The following is an 18,769-nucleotide window of genomic DNA, read 5'->3' as shown; positions in this document are numbered from 1 at the left end:
AGAGGAACGGGAGACCCTACAAGATTTGGTATCCACAGGGAAAGCCGCAGCTTACAAAATTAAGCACGCCAATATTCTGCTAAACATTGATGTCAATGGACAGGGATGGACGGACTCAGAAGCTGCCACCGCCTTTAGTTGCTACCGTAACACAGTTGCAAATATAAGGGAGCGATTGGTAAACGGTGGTCTAGAGTCAGCCTTAAACCGCAAGCCTAGAAAAATGCCGCCTCGTCAACGGATCATAGATGGAGAGATGGAGGCAAAACTAATCGCCTTGCGTTGTGGGGAACCTCCTGCTGGTCAGGCGCGTTGGACATTGCGGTTACTCGCCAACCAGGCGGTCGAGTTAGAAATTTTGCCAGCAGTTAGTCACGAAACCGTGCGCCAAGTGCTAAAAAAAACAAACTCAAACCTCATCTGCGACAGATGTATGTGATTCCACCAGAACAGAATGCCGAATTTGTATCTCACATGGAAGATGTTTTAGAGATTTATCACCTGCCCTATAACCCCAATCAGCCAGTGATTTGCATGGATGAGCAACCTATACAATTGGTCAAAGAAACCCGCATTCCTCTGCCTGCCAAACCTGGACAACCAGAGTCGGTTGATTACGAATACGAACGCAATGGAACAGCCAATATCTTTATGTTTACAGAACCGTTGTCTGGGTGGCGCAAGACAGTTGTCAGTGAACGCAGAACGGCAGTTGATTGGGCAACACAAATTAAGCACTTACTCGATAACGACTATGCCCAGAGCGACAAAATCATTTTAGTCTGTGACCAGCTAAATACTCACAAACTTTCTTCACTTTATGTTGCATTTGAGCCATCCACTGCCCGTCTAGGGTCGAACGTTTGGAAATTCATCACACTCCCAAACATGGAATCGGTGCTCAATATCGCTGAAAACGAACTGTCCGCAATGACTCGACAATGCCTAGATCGTCGAATTCCCGATTGTGAAACTTTAGAACAAGAAACAACTGCTTGGTACACTCAGCGCAATCATTTGCACTCATTCGGTAGATTGGCAGTTCACAACCACAGATGCTCGTATCCGTCTCAAGCGTCTTTACCCACAAATAGAAAATTGACAGACCACTAGTTTTTGTGGATGAAATGGGAGTATTACTCGGATTAATGAGGGGAATGGGCAGAAGTCAAAAGGGAGCCAGTGCGGTGGACGGGTTCCCCGGCATAAAGCAACTGGCGAACCCCGAAGGGGTCAAAAGAATTGTATTTCCGGCTTTTGCGCCATTTGAAATGGTCTATTTATTTCCACGCCCACTTTACGTTGTGGGTGTTCAGATCCCCAACTTCTTTAAGAAGTCGTGGATCTATTTTTTCTTATTTCTTTCTTTTGCCTTTTAACTTTTTACTTTTCCCTTGTTCACTATTTCTTGTTTAACAGGGCATTGGTAGATGCAAACGATCGCACCAGTTCAAGGTTTATCGGGGACTGACTGATAGACTTGGCGTAAGAAGCACTCAGGTAAAAACGGTAATCTGGTTGATTGGCAATGTGGGTTTCAAAGAACGCAACACTCAGAGCTTTTGCATAAGAGTGAGCGATCGCAGGATTGGGGCCAATAAACTCTGGTGGCACGGGCAGCACTCCGCGTCCTGAATCCGTTTTAAGCAGCGAAAAGTGAGTTGCTTTGTCCATTAACACCATATATTTATCGGATGCCGTTAGCCAGCTAAAGGGGCGAATTTGTTCGGGGACTGCCGGAGCAAAGATATCATCACTTCCTGAAACCAACATCACCGGAATTTTAATTTGCTCTAATCCCGACTGTCCGAATACGGTACTATCGAGGGGATTCATGGCAATCACTGCTTTGATGCGATCGTCTTTGAGTGAATAGTCTTTGGGGGCTAACTCGTCAACTCTGCACTGAATCAACAGCGATAAGTTCAGGGAGTTATTTGGACTACAATCCTTGTGTACTTGCTGAAAATTAATGGCAGCACCCGCCAATGCCAGTACTGTATATCCGCCAAGAGATTGACCGATTGCGCCCACTTGATCGAGATTCAACCGTCCTCGAAACCTGGAGTCTGATTGAGAAAGACGTTGTAGTTCATCCAATAAAAATTTCACATCCAACGGGCGATCGATTGCTGCCATTGCGCTAGGCGGACTTGCTAATCCCGAAAAGTAATCCTGATACTTTTTCGCATTGGTGTCGGGGTGTTCGATGGCAGCAACCGCAAATCCATAGGATGCAAGATGCTCTGCCAGATAGGCAAAGCTATGGCGATCGGATGCTATCCCGTGGGAAATCACAATGACTGGAATCGGGGTTGGATTAACATCTCCATTTTTTGGTTGGGGTAGGTAAAGATCCACTAGCAGTTGACGATTCCGGGATTGATCGTTCAGGTTCAGCGTTTCTTTTTGCCAAGTAAAAGATCCACCTTTTCGCAAATCAGAGCGTTGAGAAAAATCAATGGATCTTTGAAATGCCTCAGCGATTGCATCTTGCTGAATGGCAGCAATCAGAGAATTTCGCTGTTTCAAAATTCCTGACAGACTGCTAACGATTCCACGGACACGGGGCAAGTTAAACCAAATCGTATGGCTGGGAAATTTCCGCAACACATTCACAAGCGTTAAGCCATCAGAGTCTGCTGCTGCCAAGATGAATGCCGATCGCAGTGCATAAAACCCATTTTGTCGAGAACCTGTTTGAAAATCATTTCCCAACCGCTTCATTACCGTTTCTCCTACCGGAGAGTAGGTAAATTGGGAGACTAAAGTTGGGGTGACATCAAAACGCCGTTGCAATAAGTCTCGCAAACTTGCTAATTCCTCTGGATTTGCAAACTTGGCATAATAGGCAAAATCACTGTCGATTTTTCCCTTCTTAGCAAACGTTTCTAATGAATCGATAGGCAGATCAAACTGCCCAAACGGTGCATAGTAAAACGAAATTCGTTCGGATCCGCAAGCAGGAATTGCAGATGCGATCGCAGAAACAATTCCCCCCAGAACTACTCCAAACTTTACCAGCAGCTTTCTATCAGGATTGGCTATGATTTTTCGCTGCTTATGAATACATTTAGCTTGGGTAAGTAATTTCATATTCACCTTCAATCAGATTCAGAATAGAAGCGCTCGCTACTTTAAAGCGCAATTTAGGATTACACCAATTTGAAAAAAGAATGCGACAGATACACACTTCAAAACCCTTCTTATGTTTAGCTTTCTTATTTTGAATTTTGAATTTTAAATTGGTATTACTAGTTCATCTTTTCTAAAATTGCAACTGATGCTGGAGAGCTTCCAGTTAGATAGCTGAAGATCCAGAATTTGAGGCAAGAGTCAATCGCTACTGGAACTGTGGCGATAAATAAACCGATCGCTGCGTGATTTTCCGGCATCCCAAAGTGTTGAGATGCACCTTGCAAAATCACATCCCAGCCTTCAGCAGAATGAAAACCTACAAACATATCAGTAATCAAGATAAAAATAAACACCTTAATGGGATCGCTGAAACTCTGAAAAGTTCGGTTAAATAGACTTTTAATCAGAAGTAACTGACTACGGTGGGTATAAGCAAGAATAGCGAACACTACCAGAGCAATCACATCTGCCAATAAATTAGCCAAACCATTCTGTTGTTCATATCCCGCTTCCTGATACAGATCTTCTACCATTTCCTTCCGAGCTTGCTGTTCCTGTATCGGCGACATCTTTGGAGCTAAACCCAATAGTTGCTTGGCTTCTAGTAACTCTTTGGCAAAACTATATTTCTTTAATGCTTCTTCCTGTAATTCATCACGAACCAAGACATGAGATGGATTTTTATCAAATGTGTGGTTGAGAATTGGGGTAAAGATCAGATTTTTGCTACAGATCTGAACAATTAAAGGAATGACAAACAACAGCAGCAACCAACGAATGGCAGTTTTATTCTGTCTGCGGCGAACCCGTAGTTCTGTTACAACCCGCTGTTCATATTCTGGACTCAACTCTCTGCGGAGTTCTCTTAGATTTTGAAACAAGGAGCTGAGTCGAGGCTTCTGACGATAATTACTTTCATCTAATGTTTCAGCAGGTAATTCACTGGTTGCAACGACCTCATTTACAGGCTTGAGCGTCATTGAAGATGAGTTGGAATCAGGCACAACCTTTGTCTGAACCACTTCAGCCAATTCATCTGGTTGACGGCGATACTTAGATACGATTGATTCAATGAAGGCTAATTTCTCCAAAACTACGGTTTCTGGCTGTGGATCAGTTTCTCTAGACTGAATTGAGGTACTAGCGTTAGCTGTAATGAGCGTTTGATGATTTGTCAAGAAACTACCTATTCTGAATTCAGCCAAACCCTTTTTAACTTTTAGCAATTGTTGCTGAAGCTGAGTCTGAAAATAGTCTGAAATGGTTTTGCCTTTAGTTGAATCGAATGTAATACGATCGCCATCAAAGTGTTTGTCTTCTATTACCTTAATCGCTGTCGCAGCTTGATAGGCAGCTTCTAATCCGTGAGTGGATACTCGATTGATCCAATGGTTTACCCCATTGAAGAATGAAGGTTTCATCGCTCTCCTTTCTACTGGGCATAGGTTGGCAATGTCTGGCTGATTCGGTTGAGATTATCGGCGATCGCTTTCATCGTCATAAAAGCTGAACTGAAAGCGATTAATTGTTCAAGCGGATAGCTTCGGCTTTCAACCCTTAGGTTCAAAAGCTGTTGTTCAATTGACTCAATTTCTTGTACTAAGGAAAATAACTGAGGAGATTGCAGGATCGTTGGAGCTGGAATAATTTCCGATATTTGGTTAAACGCATTTACTGTTTGCTGCGCGATCGCCTGTAGTTCTGATAAATACTGCTGCCGGATTGCATCGGGCATGGGTTGTTGCAATTCATCTTCCAACGTTCCCAGTTGGGCAAAGAGCTTTTGTTCGTAACTCAGCAAGAAGTTCCAAAGATTTTCATGCTTTGTTGCCAACCCACCGGAACCCTGCTCAAGACCAGCAATCTTTAAACCCATTGGATGTTGAGCAATGGTCTTTGAAATCACTGCTTTGAGTCGAGTGATTTCTGGCGATGGCGTAGCACCCTGAAGATAGGTCGTTAAAAGGGATTGATACAACTGTCCGAGTTGCTTAAAGGTTTGAGAAAAACTCTTTTCTAATTCATTTGAAGCAGAGCCGCCCATGAACACCGTTGTAATCAAGAATGCGATCGCCACACCACAGGGAATGGCAATTACCGCCGCCGCCAGCCCTTGATAAAAGAAAGGAAAGATATCTTTGGTGATCGCATTTGCTGCAACAATGGCACCCACACGAGCAACTGGGGTAAATCCCAGCACAGCACAGCAGACATAAATGAAAAAATAAACCAAACTGCTGGTGATGGGATTATAGCCAAAGGAAATAGCCAGGAGATAGATAAAGAAGAGGGTCAACCAGAGAGGAATGACAGCAGCCAAACTGAGAGCGATCGCCCGTCCCCGCGTTGGCTGAACCAGCATTGTAATTGTGCCAACAATAATAGTGGAAGCCGTATTCTGATAGGCAGAAGGATAGGGGAAATCGATATGGTGAATTATTGCGAGCACCATCCCAATTGCCATGCCCATGCCAACAATTTCGATTACGCGCTTCATGGGTATAGAAGTACGCTTGGGAAAGGTCAGGAGTCTCCTTCGCTGATGGCTTGCAGCAACCTCCACTTTATCGAACAGTCGATTTTGGAGCGATCGCAACTCCTGTGTGAACTGGATGAGAAGCTGGAGCAATTGAAAGAATCGCAAGCTTTCTGAGGTGCTGTATTGATTAATTTCTCCGGTAGAACGCAGGTGATTGAGTTTATCTTTAATAATGGCTAAGTCTTGCTCTAGTTCTGAGAGATCGTAATTAAACTTATCGGATATATTGGCGATCACACTTAAGCGATCGCAAGTTTCTGTTAGATGCCGAGCAAACTGACTTAATTCAACTCTGAACTGGGACGCTAACGCCTGCTCATCCTGGTTAGCAAGAATCAGCATATCTGTTAACTGTCGAGAAAGTTGACTTTGACTTGTCAAAATTGCACTCCAATTCTCCTCAGTTAGTGTCTGACTCTGAAATTCAGACGCTGCTTTTGTCAAAGTCGTCAGGCTGGCTTGTGTGGTTTTTGTTAGCTGGTTAAGCAGAGAGGACGGCGGTATGAAGGCAGGGAGAACTGGATAATGATTATTTCCTGTATTCTCCAACTGGGAAGGCATGGCATACTGACTGACGATGCCTTGAAATAACCGGGGTACAGCTTGCAAAAACTGTTTTAAGTGCTTGTTTAATTCAGTGCGAGTATCCTGTCGCCAAAAGAGCAGGGCTACGGCAATTCCTACAGAAACGCCAATCGAGTTATCAATCAAACGCGATTTTAGATAGAGCCATATATCTTGCTGGTTTGATGTCCCAACCATTCTCATGGCAATTAGCGTTCCCAGCAATGTCGCTTGAGAATATGCTGCCTGCCACTTATAGGTTTCACAGATTAAGGCGGATAAGATAAAAGTAATCGGCGGAATAATAAACAAACCTGAGCCATAGATCCCAAATGAATTTAGCAGGACAGCGGCGATGAATCCGCCCAAGGCGCTGCCACCGACCCGTCCCAAACCCGCAATAATTGCACCTCCGGCTGCGGGTTCAATCAGGACAGATACATAACCGAAAATGGGATAAACATAATTATCCAATAAATCTGCCCGATGCCAGAAGAAGCTACCTAATAGGGCGGCACCCAGAGAAAATTTCAATCCCTGTTTGATGATCAATGAGTGTTGAGTGTCCAAGGAAGTTGCGTCTCCTCTAAACGCTAAGGTTAATTAAAAAAACAATTTACCCATTGATTGCACGTTCCACAGAGTATAGAAGCAGAGCAAAAAATGTAACCAACCAGAACCAAAGCTGGGGCGGTTCGCTAAAGACCATCAAGGTAAACACGATCGCGGCTGCAATTACCCACCACTTCAGCCACCAAACCCACCATTTTGCTCGTCTTTTAGAATTTTGCATAGCATCTGCTCCAAAAAACTAGTCTCAGTACACTCCTGTAATCCAACGAAAAGCGGGAGTTAAGTAGCTGAATAATGATCGTTCCTCAATCACAGCCTTCACATCGGCGGTTGTCCCGTCTGTAACAGCTCTGGGCGCTCCCTTGCCTTCAGTCCACTTGAAACCACTAGGAGTATGAGGATCGATTTGTAGTTCCAGGATGACCTTTGTCACACTGGTGTTTATAGGTTGGGGCTTATCGCGATCGTCCTTATCGCGTCCCAATAATAGCTTCTCCGCCAAATCTTGACTGCCCACCAAATTGGACAATTCAGACGCGATGACTGGCTTTTGAGCCACTTCGACGACTTTTGCAACGATGCCACCATAGCGTTCGCGATCGTACAGATCGGGAATCACTTCTACTTCCATTCCTGGTGCTAACCGCTTTGCATCACCCACTTTGAACAGCGCCACCACATTCACTTTGGCATTGGGGTTATTGACTGTCAACCTACCGATGCGACTACCAGGAGGTACTACTTCACCTGAATTGACAGAAATTTCCTCCACTTTACCGTTGTAAAAACTGACTACCTGGCTATTGGCACGAATTTTGGCTCGTAAGGTGTTGATGTCTCGTTGTTGGTCGGCGATCCCATTATACCGAACGACATCAGTGACGGTATCCTGAAGATCTATGCTGCGCTTCTCGGTTGTCAGTCCCTCATTCATCGCCATCAATGCTTGCATTTGTGCCCTCAAGCTCTCATCTTCTCCCTTGAGGCGATCAAGTGCCACTTGCCTCTGGTTTACTGAGTTGGCAACTTCTTGTTGACTGAATTGAAAGAAATAGGGCTGAAAGCCAATTCGAGGCACAGCGCCCTCTAATGCCAGTTTGTTGTAAGCGGACAGTCTCTCATCAGTAGACGCTTTAAAGCCATGCAGGTATTTGAGGTGGTCGAGGTACGCTTCTCGCTGGCTCTGATTGCTTGCCAATTGCACCCGCAGCGATTCAATCTGACCCAAATTTGCCTGACGCTTCTGTGCTACAGCGCTTGAATTGAGTTGACTACGATTCGTTTGAACCGAACCAATTTGGTGGTCTTGTGCCTTGAGATCTGCAAGGCGATCGCGTTTGTCTTGCAATTCTGTCTCCAGTTCAGGAAACTCCATCGTTGCTAATACTTGCCCTTTCTTCACAGAATCACCCGGTTGAATATTCAACGCTAATACACGACCCCCTTCACGCGGTTGAATAGCAACGCTAGAGCGAGGAATCAAAATACCTGCCCGCCCTTCAGCCCGATTGGGAATTTTACCGAAAACTCCCCATAGGGTAAAGGCGATTAACAACACTTCAATCGGAAGTAACCGCAGCCAAATTTCTCGGTTCTTTTCAACTGTGTTTAGTTCTTGAAGTCCCGTTTCGGGATGATTAGGCTGAGTTTTAGGTTTGTCTTTATCTAGAAGTACTGCTGGTGCTTCTGGGTTCTGTCCATCCTGTTGAGCAAGTATTTGTACCTTGCTTGATGTATTAGGCGATTCCATATCTTAGCCTCCTTTGCGGGAAACTGGTTCCTATCTAAAGCAAACGCACATTATTTTTATAATTCTTACCGGACAAAGATTTGAGCGATTATTTAGTTTTGTTGCTAAAATGTAAAATCCTTGCTGGATAAAGTTTACAGAATTTAGATGCGTTTGCCCTGGGTTCCTATCGAATTACACTAGAGTTGATTGTTTCTAATCTTATCTGTCATTCAAGTTTGGGGTAGGAGCGATCAAACTGTTAAGCCGCAACTTAAGCAGGGCAAACGCATCAAAATTTCCAAAAAGCTGCAATATGGGGGGTAGGGTCGAGGAGAGCATTACCAGTAAACCAAAAAGTTTTTAAGAGGAGAGCGATCAGGGCGGCCGCATCATGTCAATAAGACTAGTTTATTCTCAATAGACTCAAAAATAATCTCATTAACCCCTACTTATTGACAAAAATTTTAGCGATCGCTTTGAGCCTTGGAAAATAAATCAAGCCAGAAATACTGATTTTTCGTTGGGTCTTAATCTTGGTCGTGATCAAGAGTACTTTAGATGCGTTTGCCCTGAGTAATTACTCCCACTAATACAGCAGTAATAGTCAAAATTTTCAGCGCATTACTGCTCGTCATGAAAGAATTTATTAGTAGTGGGGATTCATTTGAAGAATTTTTAATCAGTAGATCACAAACTTTCAAAAAATAACGTAATAATGAGTGTTTCAGGCATCGTCCACAGGTCTGAAAAGTGGGTCGGATAAATGTCTAGACAGCAGTACTCAAAGATGCTCGCAATTTGTTTTCATCTTCTTTGGAGAGATTCTTTCGGATCAATTTCCCGCCTATTTTTGGCAAAGCTGCCAAAATCTCATTTAAAACACCATAGTCAACTAGCAAAAAAATAGTTGATGAGTTGAATTTCATTGCTTGTTCAATTTTTTGCACAAAATTATCATCAATCACTCCTGTAGAAAGGCTTAATTGTTGATGAAATAGCACAGCACTGAAAAGTCCACCCCAAGGCTCCTGCTTTAAACTTCCTGGTGCAACCAGATTGATCGTCGGCTTGACTTTAATGTTGCCTTTCGCGTCTTTAATAACGACAATGGCATCTTCCAAAGTGAGCAAGTATTCTTGTTCAAGCTTGAGTAAGTTCAAGAGAACTTCATCTGCCTTAAATTTGCCATCAAAACTGACTACAACTAATTCGCTCATAATTTTGTTCTATTTCCTAATGAGAGTGCATTGGGGACTTCCAAATAAAAAAATATCCCAAATTTTCTTGTGGGATGGGCATTTTGCCCGTCCTAATATTGGTGACGGGCAAGATGCCCATCCCACAAATGGATAATTTATTTCTTGGAAAGCCCCATTGGGCACTTGCCTACCAACAAACAAGTCTTGAATTAATGCAAATGGGATGCCTGCTAACAGTATTTGTGCCATTTGAAACCGCTTGTACTCTATTAGAGAAATTGACGGGTGTTAAATTAAGTACTGCGGCACTGTAGAATTGGGTGCAGTCAGCCGGAAAAAAGGCTTGTGACTACTTAGAACAAGAACTGGTTTTACTGAACTCTGGAGTAGAACCAATCCGAGAAGTGTTACCATCCGATACTGAATCAATGCCGTTGATTATTGGTGCAGATGGGGTAATGGTTCCGTTCCGTCAACAACCTCTAACTCCAAAAGGAAAAACTGTGTGGCGTGAAATTAAAGTCGTAATTTTAGATCGCTTGGGCTATCGTCATAGTCGTACAGGGAAACAATATTCTCAATTACATCACCGTCGATTGGTCGCGGTGTTGGGAGATATCAATGCTTTCAAACCTCGTTTGTGGCTTGAAGCATTACGTTGCGGCTCAAGACTTTGCCAAGTTGTTTGGATTAGTGATGGCGGACGGGGGTTATTTCAAGAATGTTTCTCTGGAAAGAGTGTCGCAATTTTAGATTTTTATCATACCGCTCAACATTTATGGCAGGCGGCGGCGACTCTGTTAGATGGTCGTACTACTAAAGCTCGTAGTTGGTCCCGTGCAACTTCGGCATCAACTGCGTCATGGTGAACAGGAAAAAGTTTTAGCAGACTTAGCCGTAGCCACACAGTACCGCTCCAAACCTACCTATTGTGATGAAAACTCTCCGAAATGTTTACGCTTATTTTCAAGCTCATGAACAACACATTAATTATGGTTTATTCAAATCTATGAATTTACCTTTGGGGAGTGGCATGGTCGAAAGTGCTTGCAAATGGAAGATTTACGCAGAGATTTAATCAACAGGTGTTGGGATGTGGTGGAGTGAAGACGGATTTAACCATTTGTTACATCTGCGTTTGGCTTGGGTCAATGGACGCTTTGATCATCTTTTTCTTAATTCCACCTTTTCCTCCCCTAACCGCTAGATACGCCCCTAACTTCTTAGAGATTGTTCAGCATGAAGATGAAAAATTTTTTCTCTGATCCACTCGCGAGTCACAACAATGTTATGGAGCGGTGTAGGAAGCAGTTCCAGATAGGTCAAATGACGAATGCGATGTCCTCTTGCACCGCCAATCTGGTATTTGTCAAACAGATTGGCGACTCCAGTGCCCAAACCCAGTTTCATCAAGGTTCCTCGTAAGGCGACATGACAGGGGTTTAAATGATGGTTTCGCGATCGCGCGATGATATTGTGAGCGATCACTCTTCCTTGCTGATAGGCAACCTGAGCTGTTGCTGGCAGGGTTATACCCGGATTATCAGGATCGATGATCGCCGCACAATCACCAGCTGCAAATACCTGGGGGTAATCCGGAAGTTGCAGTGTTGGCATAACGTGTAATTGTCCCTGTTTGGTGCGATGCTCCTGTGTGATCACCAACTCTTTAATCAATGGATTGACATTGGTTCCGCCAGTCCAAATAATCGTTTCCGCCTCTAGTCGTTCGGCTTGGTTATTTTGCACAAACTCGATCGCATTTGGACAAATCGCGGTAACGGAGGCTCCAATCAAAAGCTCTATAGGAACGGTTCGCTCCTGCATCGATTGTTTTACCACTTCTCCCAGATGGCTGTTAATATCGCCTTTGAGAATATCTCCCCGGCTGACTAATACAATTCGCAATTCACTGACTAAGCCACCCATCGCTTCATACCAGTTTGGCAGTAGATCGCCCAGCGTCATTGCCAGTTCTACTCCTGCGGGACCGCCGCCAACGATCACCACTGTTAGTAAACGGCTTCGTTTTGCTGGCTCATCCGATTCAACCGCTTGCTTTAAACAGGTCTGAAGCTGGTTTTTAAGGGCATCGACATCTGCTTGCAACTGAAACGACAAAGCATTTTCCCTTGCGCCTTCTGCAAAGAAAGCAGGAACACTCCCCAACGCCAACACTAAATTTTCGTATTGATACTCTGTGCCATCAACTAGCTGAACTTGCTGTTGCTGTAAGTCAACAGATTGTATTGTTCCTTGTACAAAACCAACATTACTACCCTTTAGTAAGATATTATAAGCAGGCACTACCTGGTTAGATGACATCTCACCACTGAGATACTCATATAGCAGTGGCTTGAAGCAGAAGCGATCGTTTTTATCAACCAGAACAACTGGAGCGTTGTAACGATGATGGCTGAGATGTAAAGCGGTGAACAGCCCTACGAAACCTGCACCTAAAATTACGGTTGGGAATTTGGGTTCATTCATGATCGCACGAAGTTTGGAGACTGGTGGGGCAGAAGCGATCGCCCAAATATGGGCATATCGATGCCATAAAAATCGAATCCTTCTGCGTTGTAGTGCTCGGCTAGCTCTGTGTTGAAAAAGTAATCAACGTAGCCGTGGACGTATAGGACGGTTTTGTGAGTGGGGGCATCTCCGTCCTATTACTATTTAGCCAGTTAAGGAAATGCTCAGAAGTTCAGATCGGCAAGTTAAGCTGCAACTTAACGGGAGCATCCCAAATTGGAACAAGTTCAAGACCAAGAGCATGAGGGGAGCAACGCGATTTGGTGAGGTCAGGCAAAAAGGTGCGATGCCTTCGGTGGGCTGCGCCTACGCTAAAAATGATATCTAGGTACAGAGTGATTTTATTTACATCTAAAAATCCTGTCTCACAGGAGAATTCATCTTGATGAGATATCTCAAAAAGATTACTAGCAGGTCATTTGACGATTATTTCCAAAAATATCTGCAATCAGTCTTTGATACTTGGTATCAATTACACTATAAAATCACTTAAATAAGGAATTTAAGTATAAAATTCATCAAGGATTTTGGGTTTGATAAACGAATTAAAAATAGAATTGCTAAAATTATCCCAACTTCCAGCTATCCATTGCGAGCGTTGATGCAACATAATTTCTGCATTATTTTTTAACCAGAATTTACTATTACCTTTCATACGTAAATTAACGACTTGACGAATTAAACTTTCAACCGCACCACTACCAAGAGGGAGTTTTAAAGATGCAACTTTGTTCTATAGCGGTTATCAGTCTTCTGAAGTACAGTAGCAGCAGTGAGTAAACCAACAAGCGTAAATTCTCTATCGTCACTTCTGCGAATGCCGCATCTAATGCCTTGAGTAAATCAGGATAGGTTCTTGCACCGATGCGACGGAGAATGTTCTTAATCTTAGACCAACGTTTTTCGCCAGTTTTCGTTGGGAAATGTCACCGCAGGCATAAGCATCAACAATTTTCTGACGCAAGTCGAGAGAGTAGGCTTTCATAGCGACCAGTTATCAGTACAATTGCTCTCTTCTAGTGTACTGCACTGGACTGATAACCGCTATAACCCTCTTCTGTCACTCTCCGGGAGGGCGATCGCTAGAAGCCTCATGAGGCAATCAATACAAGCTATACTATTAGAAAAAAATAGGTCTTGTATTTGTTATTAGAAAAGAATCGCGCAATCGGTTGCTATACAAAAGCTCTAGAATTCGGAAATGGCAAATGTTTTCGGAGAGTGACAGAAGAGGGATATTTACGAATTACCCAAAGCCTCCTCCTCCAGGAGTTTCTATCACAAAAACATCCCCAGGTTTCATTTCTACTGTTGCTGTGCTGTCTAAATTCTCTTCAATTCCATTCTGACGTTGTATCCAATTGCGTCCGACAATTCCGGCTTCCCCACCATTTAATCCAAAGGGAGGGATAACCCGATGTCCAGAGAGAATATTAGCTGTCATGGGTTCTAAAAAACGGATGCGGCGAACAACTCCATTACCACCAGAATATTTTCCTTTACCACCGCTGTCGGGACGAAGACTAAAGCTTTCTAAAAGTACAGGATAACGAGTTTCTAAAACTTCAGGATCGGTCAAGCGGGAGTTAGTCATGTGAGAATGAACGCCATCAGTTCCATCAAAATTAATTCCTGCTCCAGAACCGCCGCAGATAGTTTCATAATATTGATATTGCTCATTCCCAAAAGTGAAATTATTCATCGTCCCTTGAGAAGCAGCCATAACACCCAAAGCGCCATATAAAGCATCAACAATGGTTTGAGAAGTTTCGACATTACCCGCTACCACTGCTGCTGGATAAGTTGGATTCAGCATACAGCCAACTGGAATAATAATTTCTAATGGGTTAAGACACCCAGCATTGAGAGGAATATTATCATCAACCAAAGTCCGAAAGACATATAAGACTGCTGCTTGAGTTACAGCTTTAGGAGCATTAAAATTACTATTTAGTTGTTGAGAAGTTCCAGTAAAATCAATAGTTGCACTGCGGCTTTCTTGATGAATTGTAACTTTTACTTTAATTATTGCTCCATTATCCATTTCATAAATAAATGAGCCATCCTTGAGAAGGTTGATAGTTTTTCTGACAGACTCCTCAGCATTAGCTTGTACAAAGTTCATATATGCTTGAACCGTCTCGATACCATATTGCAAAACCATTTTATAAAGTTCTTGTCCTCCCCGTTCATTTGCGGCAATTTGGGCCTTCAAATCAGCAATATTTTGGTCAGGGTTACGCGCAGGATAAGTATGATTTGATAGGTGCTGTCTTACTGCAATTTCTCGGAAAGTTCCCTCTTCAACCAAGAGAAAATTATCAAATAAAATTCCTTCTTCTTCTACTGTGGTACTGTGGGGAGGCATTGAACCGGGGGTACTTCCACCGATATCTGCTTGGTGTCCGCGAGAAGCAACAAAAAATAGGGGAGTGGGGAATGAAGTATTTTCACAATTCTCTAGAAAAACAGGAGTAATTGCAGTGACATCAGGAAGGTGAGTTCCGCCGTTATAGGGGTTATTAGATAGATAAACATTTCCTGGTTTTAGGGTGTCACTTTTATCGTTAATTAAACTGCGAACACTTTCACTCATCGAACCTAAATGTACAGGAATGTGGGGAGCATTTGCTACTAACAATCCTGATGAGTCAAAAATAGCACATGAGAAATCTAGCCTTTCTTTGATATTCACAGATGTAGCTGTATTTTGTAACACAATACCCATTTGTTCGGCGATAAACTGATAGAGATTTTTGAATATTTCTAAACGGACAGGATCGGGTTGAGATGTTGCGGACATTTTTTTATTTTTTTATAAGTTGTAAAATTAAATGATTACGTTCAGTTAATCTCACTTGCCAGTTAGGTTCAACTACGATAGTGCTAATTTTTTCGACAACGATCGCAGGCCCATTAATCCTATCTTCTGGTTGTAAATCTTCCCGTCGATAGACAGGGGTATCATGCCATTTATCAGTACTATACATCCTTACTGTCTCAACAGATATAGGAGCTTCAGCTAAAGGGCGAGTCCGAATAATGAAAGGTTCTTCAGGAGTATCCATTTTCTGAATTACTTCGACTGAGACTGATTCCACAATTAAAATTTTTTCTAATTGAATAAAACCATAACGCGATTGATGTTTAATCTCAAACTCTTGTTGCATTAATACCCAATCACCAGCAAAATTAACGCTTAAACTAGAGTTAGTTCCTTCATATTTCAAGTTAACTTTTCGGACTGTTTCTATTTGACTAGGCAACTCATCTATTTCATTTCTAGCTTTAGTTTCTAAATATTCCATTAAATGCTGTAACTTAGGGATTAATTCTTGAGTTAAAGGCTGTTCTACTCCGCCTTCTCTAATCGCTCTGACATCAGCTAATCCCATTCCATAAGCAGAGAGAACACCAGCATAAGGGTGAAGAAATATCTTTTTCATTCCCAAGGTATCGGCAATTAAACAAGCAACTTGTCCACCTGCGCCGCCAAAACAACAAAGCACATATTGGCTGACATCATAACCTCGTTGCAGACTAATTTTTTTAATTGCGTTCGCCATGTTTTCTACTGCGATCGCAATAAATCCAGCCGCCACCTGTTCGGGAGTACAATGATTTAATGTCGCGCCTTGAATATCTTGGGCTAATTGGGTCAATTGCTCAATGACAGTATCTTTATCTAAAGGTAAATTGCCATCAATTCCAAAAACTGAGGGAAAATATTGTGGGTGAATTTTGCCTAACATTACATTGGCATCAGTAACTGTTAATGGGCCACCACGTCGATAACAAGCAGGCCCAGGATTAGAACCAGCAGATTGAGGGCCGACATGATAACTATAACCATCAAAAAAGAGAACTGAACCGCCTCCAGCAGCAATGGTATTAATTGCTAATACGGGAACCCGCATCCGCGCCCCAGCAATTTCCGAATCTAGTTGTCGTTCATATTCTCCTTTAAAGTGGGCGACATCTGTACTTGTTCCTCCCATATCAAAGGTGATAACTGATTCAAAACCTGCTCTTTTACTAGTCTGAACTGCGCCGACAATACCGCCAGCCGGGCCACTTAAAATACTATCTTTGCCTTGAAATTGTTGGGCTGAGACTAAACCCCCATCAGATTTCATAAACATTAATTTTACTCCAGGTAACTGACTCGCTATCTGGTTTACATAGCGGCGGAGAATCGGAGTTAAATAAGCATCGACTACTGTTGTATCTCCTCGGCTGACTAATTTCATTAAAGGACTAACTTGATGAGATACAGATATTTGTGTAAAACCGATTGCTTGGGCAATTTGGGATATTTGTTGTTCGTGATTAGGATAGCGATCGCTGTGCATAAAAACAATAGCGCAACTCCGAATTCCTATTTTGAAAAATTCTTGTAGTTCCTTTTTTACTTGTTTTATATCTACAGGAATTAATTCATTTCCATGAGCATCATAACGTTCGTTAATCTCAACTACCTGTTCATAAAGCATAGTTGGTAAAATTATCTGACGGTCAAAGATGTTAGGACGGTTTTGGTAGCCAATTCGCAGCGCATCTTTAAACCCTTTGGTGACGATAAGAACAACTCTGTCTCCTTTCCGTTCTAACAGTGCATTTGTTGCTACTGTTGTCCCCATTTTTATAACTTCTATTGCTTCATTAGGAATGGGTTCGTTGTCGGAAATACCTATAATATCTCGGATACCTTGAATAGCTGCATCTTGATATTGTTCGGGATTTTCTGAAAGCAGTTTATAAACTATAATCCATTGCTGATTAGGCAGAGAAACAATTAAAAAACGTTCAGGATATCTTGAGAGTCTGTCTATAATTACCTGATTATTAGTAACGGCAACAATATCTGTGAATGTACCACCTCTATCAGCAAAAACTTTCAACATGATTCTGTTTCCTGTATTGGCTTTGTCGGTCGTATCATCCGGGAGCATCCCAATTTAGCAAAAATATACGGAACTGACGCAAAAACCCTTTTAAATCGTCTTCCCTTTGTGTCCTACCCCTGCGGGAAGCCGCTCCGCGTCTATGTGTCCTTTGCGATTCGTTTTCTATCCTCCGGGGTAAGTCATAATTCCCTATGTAAATTAAACTTGCACATTTGGGATGCTCCCGATCATCCAGTATAAATTTAGTTGTTGAACCTGCTACAGATAAGACTAGACTCAGGGTTCCGGTCAAAATTCTGAGATTGGGGATTGCCTTGGTGAACCACTCACGCGGTAAGTCTAATTCGGGAGCAACGCGAAAAAGTGAGATCATCATCTAATGAGCAGGGGCAGCAGGGGGAGCAGGGGGAGCAAAGAAAAAAATTAGTATGTTTTACTACTAAAAAGCTAAAAAATATACTTAAATTATTTCTCTCCCCCCTGCCTCCCCTGCTTACTCACCTCACAAAATCGCATTGCTCCCGTCTAATTCATAGACTCCCTTTTTCTTATCGTTAGGATTTAAGGCTGGAAGTGGCTGACGTGCATGTTCGCACCAGAGGGTGAGTTGAAACTACTCATCCATTTTGAGAGATGATATTGCTCAATGCGATCGCCAAAAGTATTGCTCAAAAATTGTAATAATATTTAACATGAGTCTAGGTTGTGTAATTTAGATTAACTATTGCAGAGAAATTCTCTCAGAGTTAGTAGAATGACAAATACAACGAGGCAACTATTTTATGGATTAGTTACTCTAGAACTGTAGACTACGTTTTCAGTCCTGAGTTATGTCCGTATTTTGCCTTTGAGGCATACTAATCAAGACTACACCAAATCCTTCATTAAGATCTCCCACAAATCATAATGCCTGTGATTGAGAAGAAAAGAACTCGCGATCTGCCCCAAATTAACGAACGAATTCGCTTCCCGAAAATTCGGGTAATTGATACTGACGGTGCCCAACTGGGAATTATGCCCCCACAAGAAGCACTACAACTAGCAGAAGAAAAAGAGTTAGATTTAGTGCTTATAAGTGACAAAGCTGACCCGCCAGTTTGTCGGATTATGGACTACGGGAAATATAAGTTTGAACAGGAGAAAAAGGCGCGGGAAGCCCGGAAAAAGCAGCACACGGCTGATGTCAAAGAAGTTAAGATGCGCTACAAAATAGAAGAACACGACTACAACGTGCGTGTTAAGCAAGCAGAGCGCTTTTTGAAAGATGGCGATAAAGTCAAAGCGACTGTGATGTTCCGGGGTCGAGAAATTCAACACAGCGATTTAGCAGAAGAATTGCTCAAGCGAATGGCAACGGATTTGGAGCCTTATGGTGAGCTTCAACAAGCGCCTAAAAAAGAAGGGCGAAACATGATGATGCTCATCTCGCCCAAAAAATAATCCTCTAACTGTTGAATAGACCAAGTTTGAAAAACCCCTGGCTATAAGTCCTTGTCATTACCAACATTTTTTCAAAGATTGGGTTGAAAAATCAATAGCCCAGCACATATCCATTAATCGACACCATCCACGCCATAGAGTTTGC

The 18,769-nt window shown here is 42.6% G+C and carries 16 protein-coding genes and 1 pseudogene; 6 read left to right on the top strand and 11 right to left on the bottom strand.

Features of this window, described 5'->3' with window-relative positions:
* From V7K42_RS29050 to V7K42_RS28070, 3 genes are all read left to right on the top strand, one after another.
* The coding region (locus V7K42_RS29050) for a helix-turn-helix domain-containing protein (RefSeq protein WP_442938643.1) at positions 1 to 439 on the top strand (439 nt) is incomplete at its 5' end.
* On the top strand, positions 436 to 1,113 hold the full coding sequence (locus tag V7K42_RS29045; RefSeq protein ID WP_442938642.1) for an IS630 family transposase: 678 nt from the start codon (positions 436 to 438) through the stop codon (positions 1,111 to 1,113). The genes V7K42_RS29050 and V7K42_RS29045, both read left to right, overlap by 4 nt.
* Before the next feature lie 5 nt (positions 1,114 to 1,118).
* Positions 1,119 to 1,379, top strand: coding sequence for a hypothetical protein (locus V7K42_RS28070; RefSeq protein WP_334920892.1), 261 nt, complete (start codon positions 1,119 to 1,121; stop codon positions 1,377 to 1,379).
* Positions 1,380 to 1,401: 22 nt separating this feature from the next.
* Here the strand turns inward: V7K42_RS28070 and V7K42_RS28065 are convergent, their stop codons facing one another.
* The 6 genes from V7K42_RS28065 to V7K42_RS28040 all read right to left on the bottom strand — a co-directional run bounded on the left by V7K42_RS28065 (position 1,402) and on the right by V7K42_RS28040 (position 9,763).
* Positions 1,402 to 3,096 carry an alpha/beta hydrolase gene (locus V7K42_RS28065; protein ID WP_334920890.1) on the bottom strand — a complete coding sequence of 565 codons (1,695 nt, stop codon included), beginning with the start codon at positions 3,094 to 3,096 and terminating at the stop codon, positions 1,402 to 1,404.
* A 158-nt stretch (positions 3,097 to 3,254) separates the two neighbouring features.
* Positions 3,255 to 4,559: a hypothetical protein gene (locus V7K42_RS28060; RefSeq protein ID WP_334920888.1), complete on the bottom strand. Its 1,305-nt coding sequence runs from the start codon at positions 4,557 to 4,559 to the stop codon at positions 3,255 to 3,257.
* An 11-nt stretch (positions 4,560 to 4,570) separates the two neighbouring features.
* Positions 4,571 to 6,811, bottom strand: coding sequence for a hypothetical protein (locus tag V7K42_RS28055; protein ID WP_334920886.1), 2,241 nt, complete (start codon positions 6,809 to 6,811; stop codon positions 4,571 to 4,573).
* A 46-nt stretch (positions 6,812 to 6,857) separates the two neighbouring features.
* Positions 6,858 to 7,034 carry a hypothetical protein gene (locus V7K42_RS28050; protein WP_334920884.1) on the bottom strand — a complete coding sequence of 59 codons (177 nt, stop codon included), beginning with the start codon at positions 7,032 to 7,034 and terminating at the stop codon, positions 6,858 to 6,860.
* Positions 7,035 to 7,058: 24 nt separating this feature from the next.
* Positions 7,059 to 8,564 carry an NHLP bacteriocin system secretion protein gene (locus tag V7K42_RS28045; protein WP_334920882.1) on the bottom strand — a complete coding sequence of 502 codons (1,506 nt, stop codon included), beginning with the start codon at positions 8,562 to 8,564 and terminating at the stop codon, positions 7,059 to 7,061.
* A gap of 749 nt (positions 8,565 to 9,313) precedes the next feature.
* Positions 9,314 to 9,763, bottom strand: coding sequence for a DUF1269 domain-containing protein (locus V7K42_RS28040; protein ID WP_334920880.1), 450 nt, complete (start codon positions 9,761 to 9,763; stop codon positions 9,314 to 9,316).
* A 302-nt stretch (positions 9,764 to 10,065) separates the two neighbouring features.
* On the opposite strand from V7K42_RS28040, the gene V7K42_RS28035 reads away from it, so the two are divergent.
* Positions 10,066 to 10,614, top strand: coding sequence for a hypothetical protein (locus V7K42_RS28035; protein ID WP_334920878.1), 549 nt, complete (start codon positions 10,066 to 10,068; stop codon positions 10,612 to 10,614).
* Between the two features lie 346 nt (positions 10,615 to 10,960).
* Here V7K42_RS28035 and V7K42_RS28025 read toward each other — a convergent pair whose 3' ends face one another.
* Positions 10,961 to 12,235: an NAD(P)/FAD-dependent oxidoreductase gene (locus tag V7K42_RS28025; protein WP_334920876.1), complete on the bottom strand. Its 1,275-nt coding sequence runs from the start codon at positions 12,233 to 12,235 to the stop codon at positions 10,961 to 10,963.
* A gap of 202 nt (positions 12,236 to 12,437) precedes the next feature.
* On the opposite strand from V7K42_RS28025, the gene V7K42_RS28020 reads away from it, so the two are divergent.
* A complete protein-coding gene (locus V7K42_RS28020; RefSeq protein WP_334920874.1) occupies positions 12,438 to 12,605 on the top strand; it encodes a hypothetical protein in 168 nt (55 codons plus the stop codon).
* A 174-nt stretch (positions 12,606 to 12,779) separates the two neighbouring features.
* Here V7K42_RS28020 and V7K42_RS28015 read toward each other — a convergent pair.
* The 4 genes and pseudogenes from V7K42_RS28015 to V7K42_RS28000 form a co-directional block, all read right to left on the bottom strand.
* Positions 12,780 to 13,007: pseudogene (locus V7K42_RS28015) on the bottom strand (ISLre2 family transposase); the annotation flags it as partial.
* A gap of 96 nt (positions 13,008 to 13,103) precedes the next feature.
* On the bottom strand, positions 13,104 to 13,262 hold the full coding sequence (locus V7K42_RS28010; protein WP_334920873.1) for a hypothetical protein: 159 nt from the start codon (positions 13,260 to 13,262) through the stop codon (positions 13,104 to 13,106).
* Between the two features lie 261 nt (positions 13,263 to 13,523).
* Positions 13,524 to 15,080: a hydantoinase B/oxoprolinase family protein gene (locus V7K42_RS28005; protein WP_334920872.1), complete on the bottom strand. Its 1,557-nt coding sequence runs from the start codon at positions 15,078 to 15,080 to the stop codon at positions 13,524 to 13,526.
* A gap of 4 nt (positions 15,081 to 15,084) precedes the next feature.
* Positions 15,085 to 17,181 carry a hydantoinase/oxoprolinase family protein gene (locus V7K42_RS28000; RefSeq protein ID WP_334920871.1) on the bottom strand — a complete coding sequence of 699 codons (2,097 nt, stop codon included), beginning with the start codon at positions 17,179 to 17,181 and terminating at the stop codon, positions 15,085 to 15,087.
* Between the two features lie 909 nt (positions 17,182 to 18,090).
* Here V7K42_RS28000 and infC point away from each other — a divergent pair.
* The gene (gene infC, locus V7K42_RS27995) at positions 18,091 to 18,624 is read left to right on the top strand and encodes a translation initiation factor IF-3 (protein WP_094329015.1); all 534 of its coding nucleotides are present in this window, start codon (positions 18,091 to 18,093) and stop codon (positions 18,622 to 18,624) included.
* The last annotated feature ends 145 nt before the right edge of the window (positions 18,625 to 18,769 follow it).

The sequence above is a fragment of the Nostoc sp. genome (assembly GCF_036917455.1).
Lineage (GTDB): Bacteria > Cyanobacteriota > Cyanobacteriia > Cyanobacteriales > Nostocaceae > Nostoc.
Note: the sequence above shows the minus strand (reverse complement) of the source record. Positions and strands in the feature narration are given on the sequence as shown.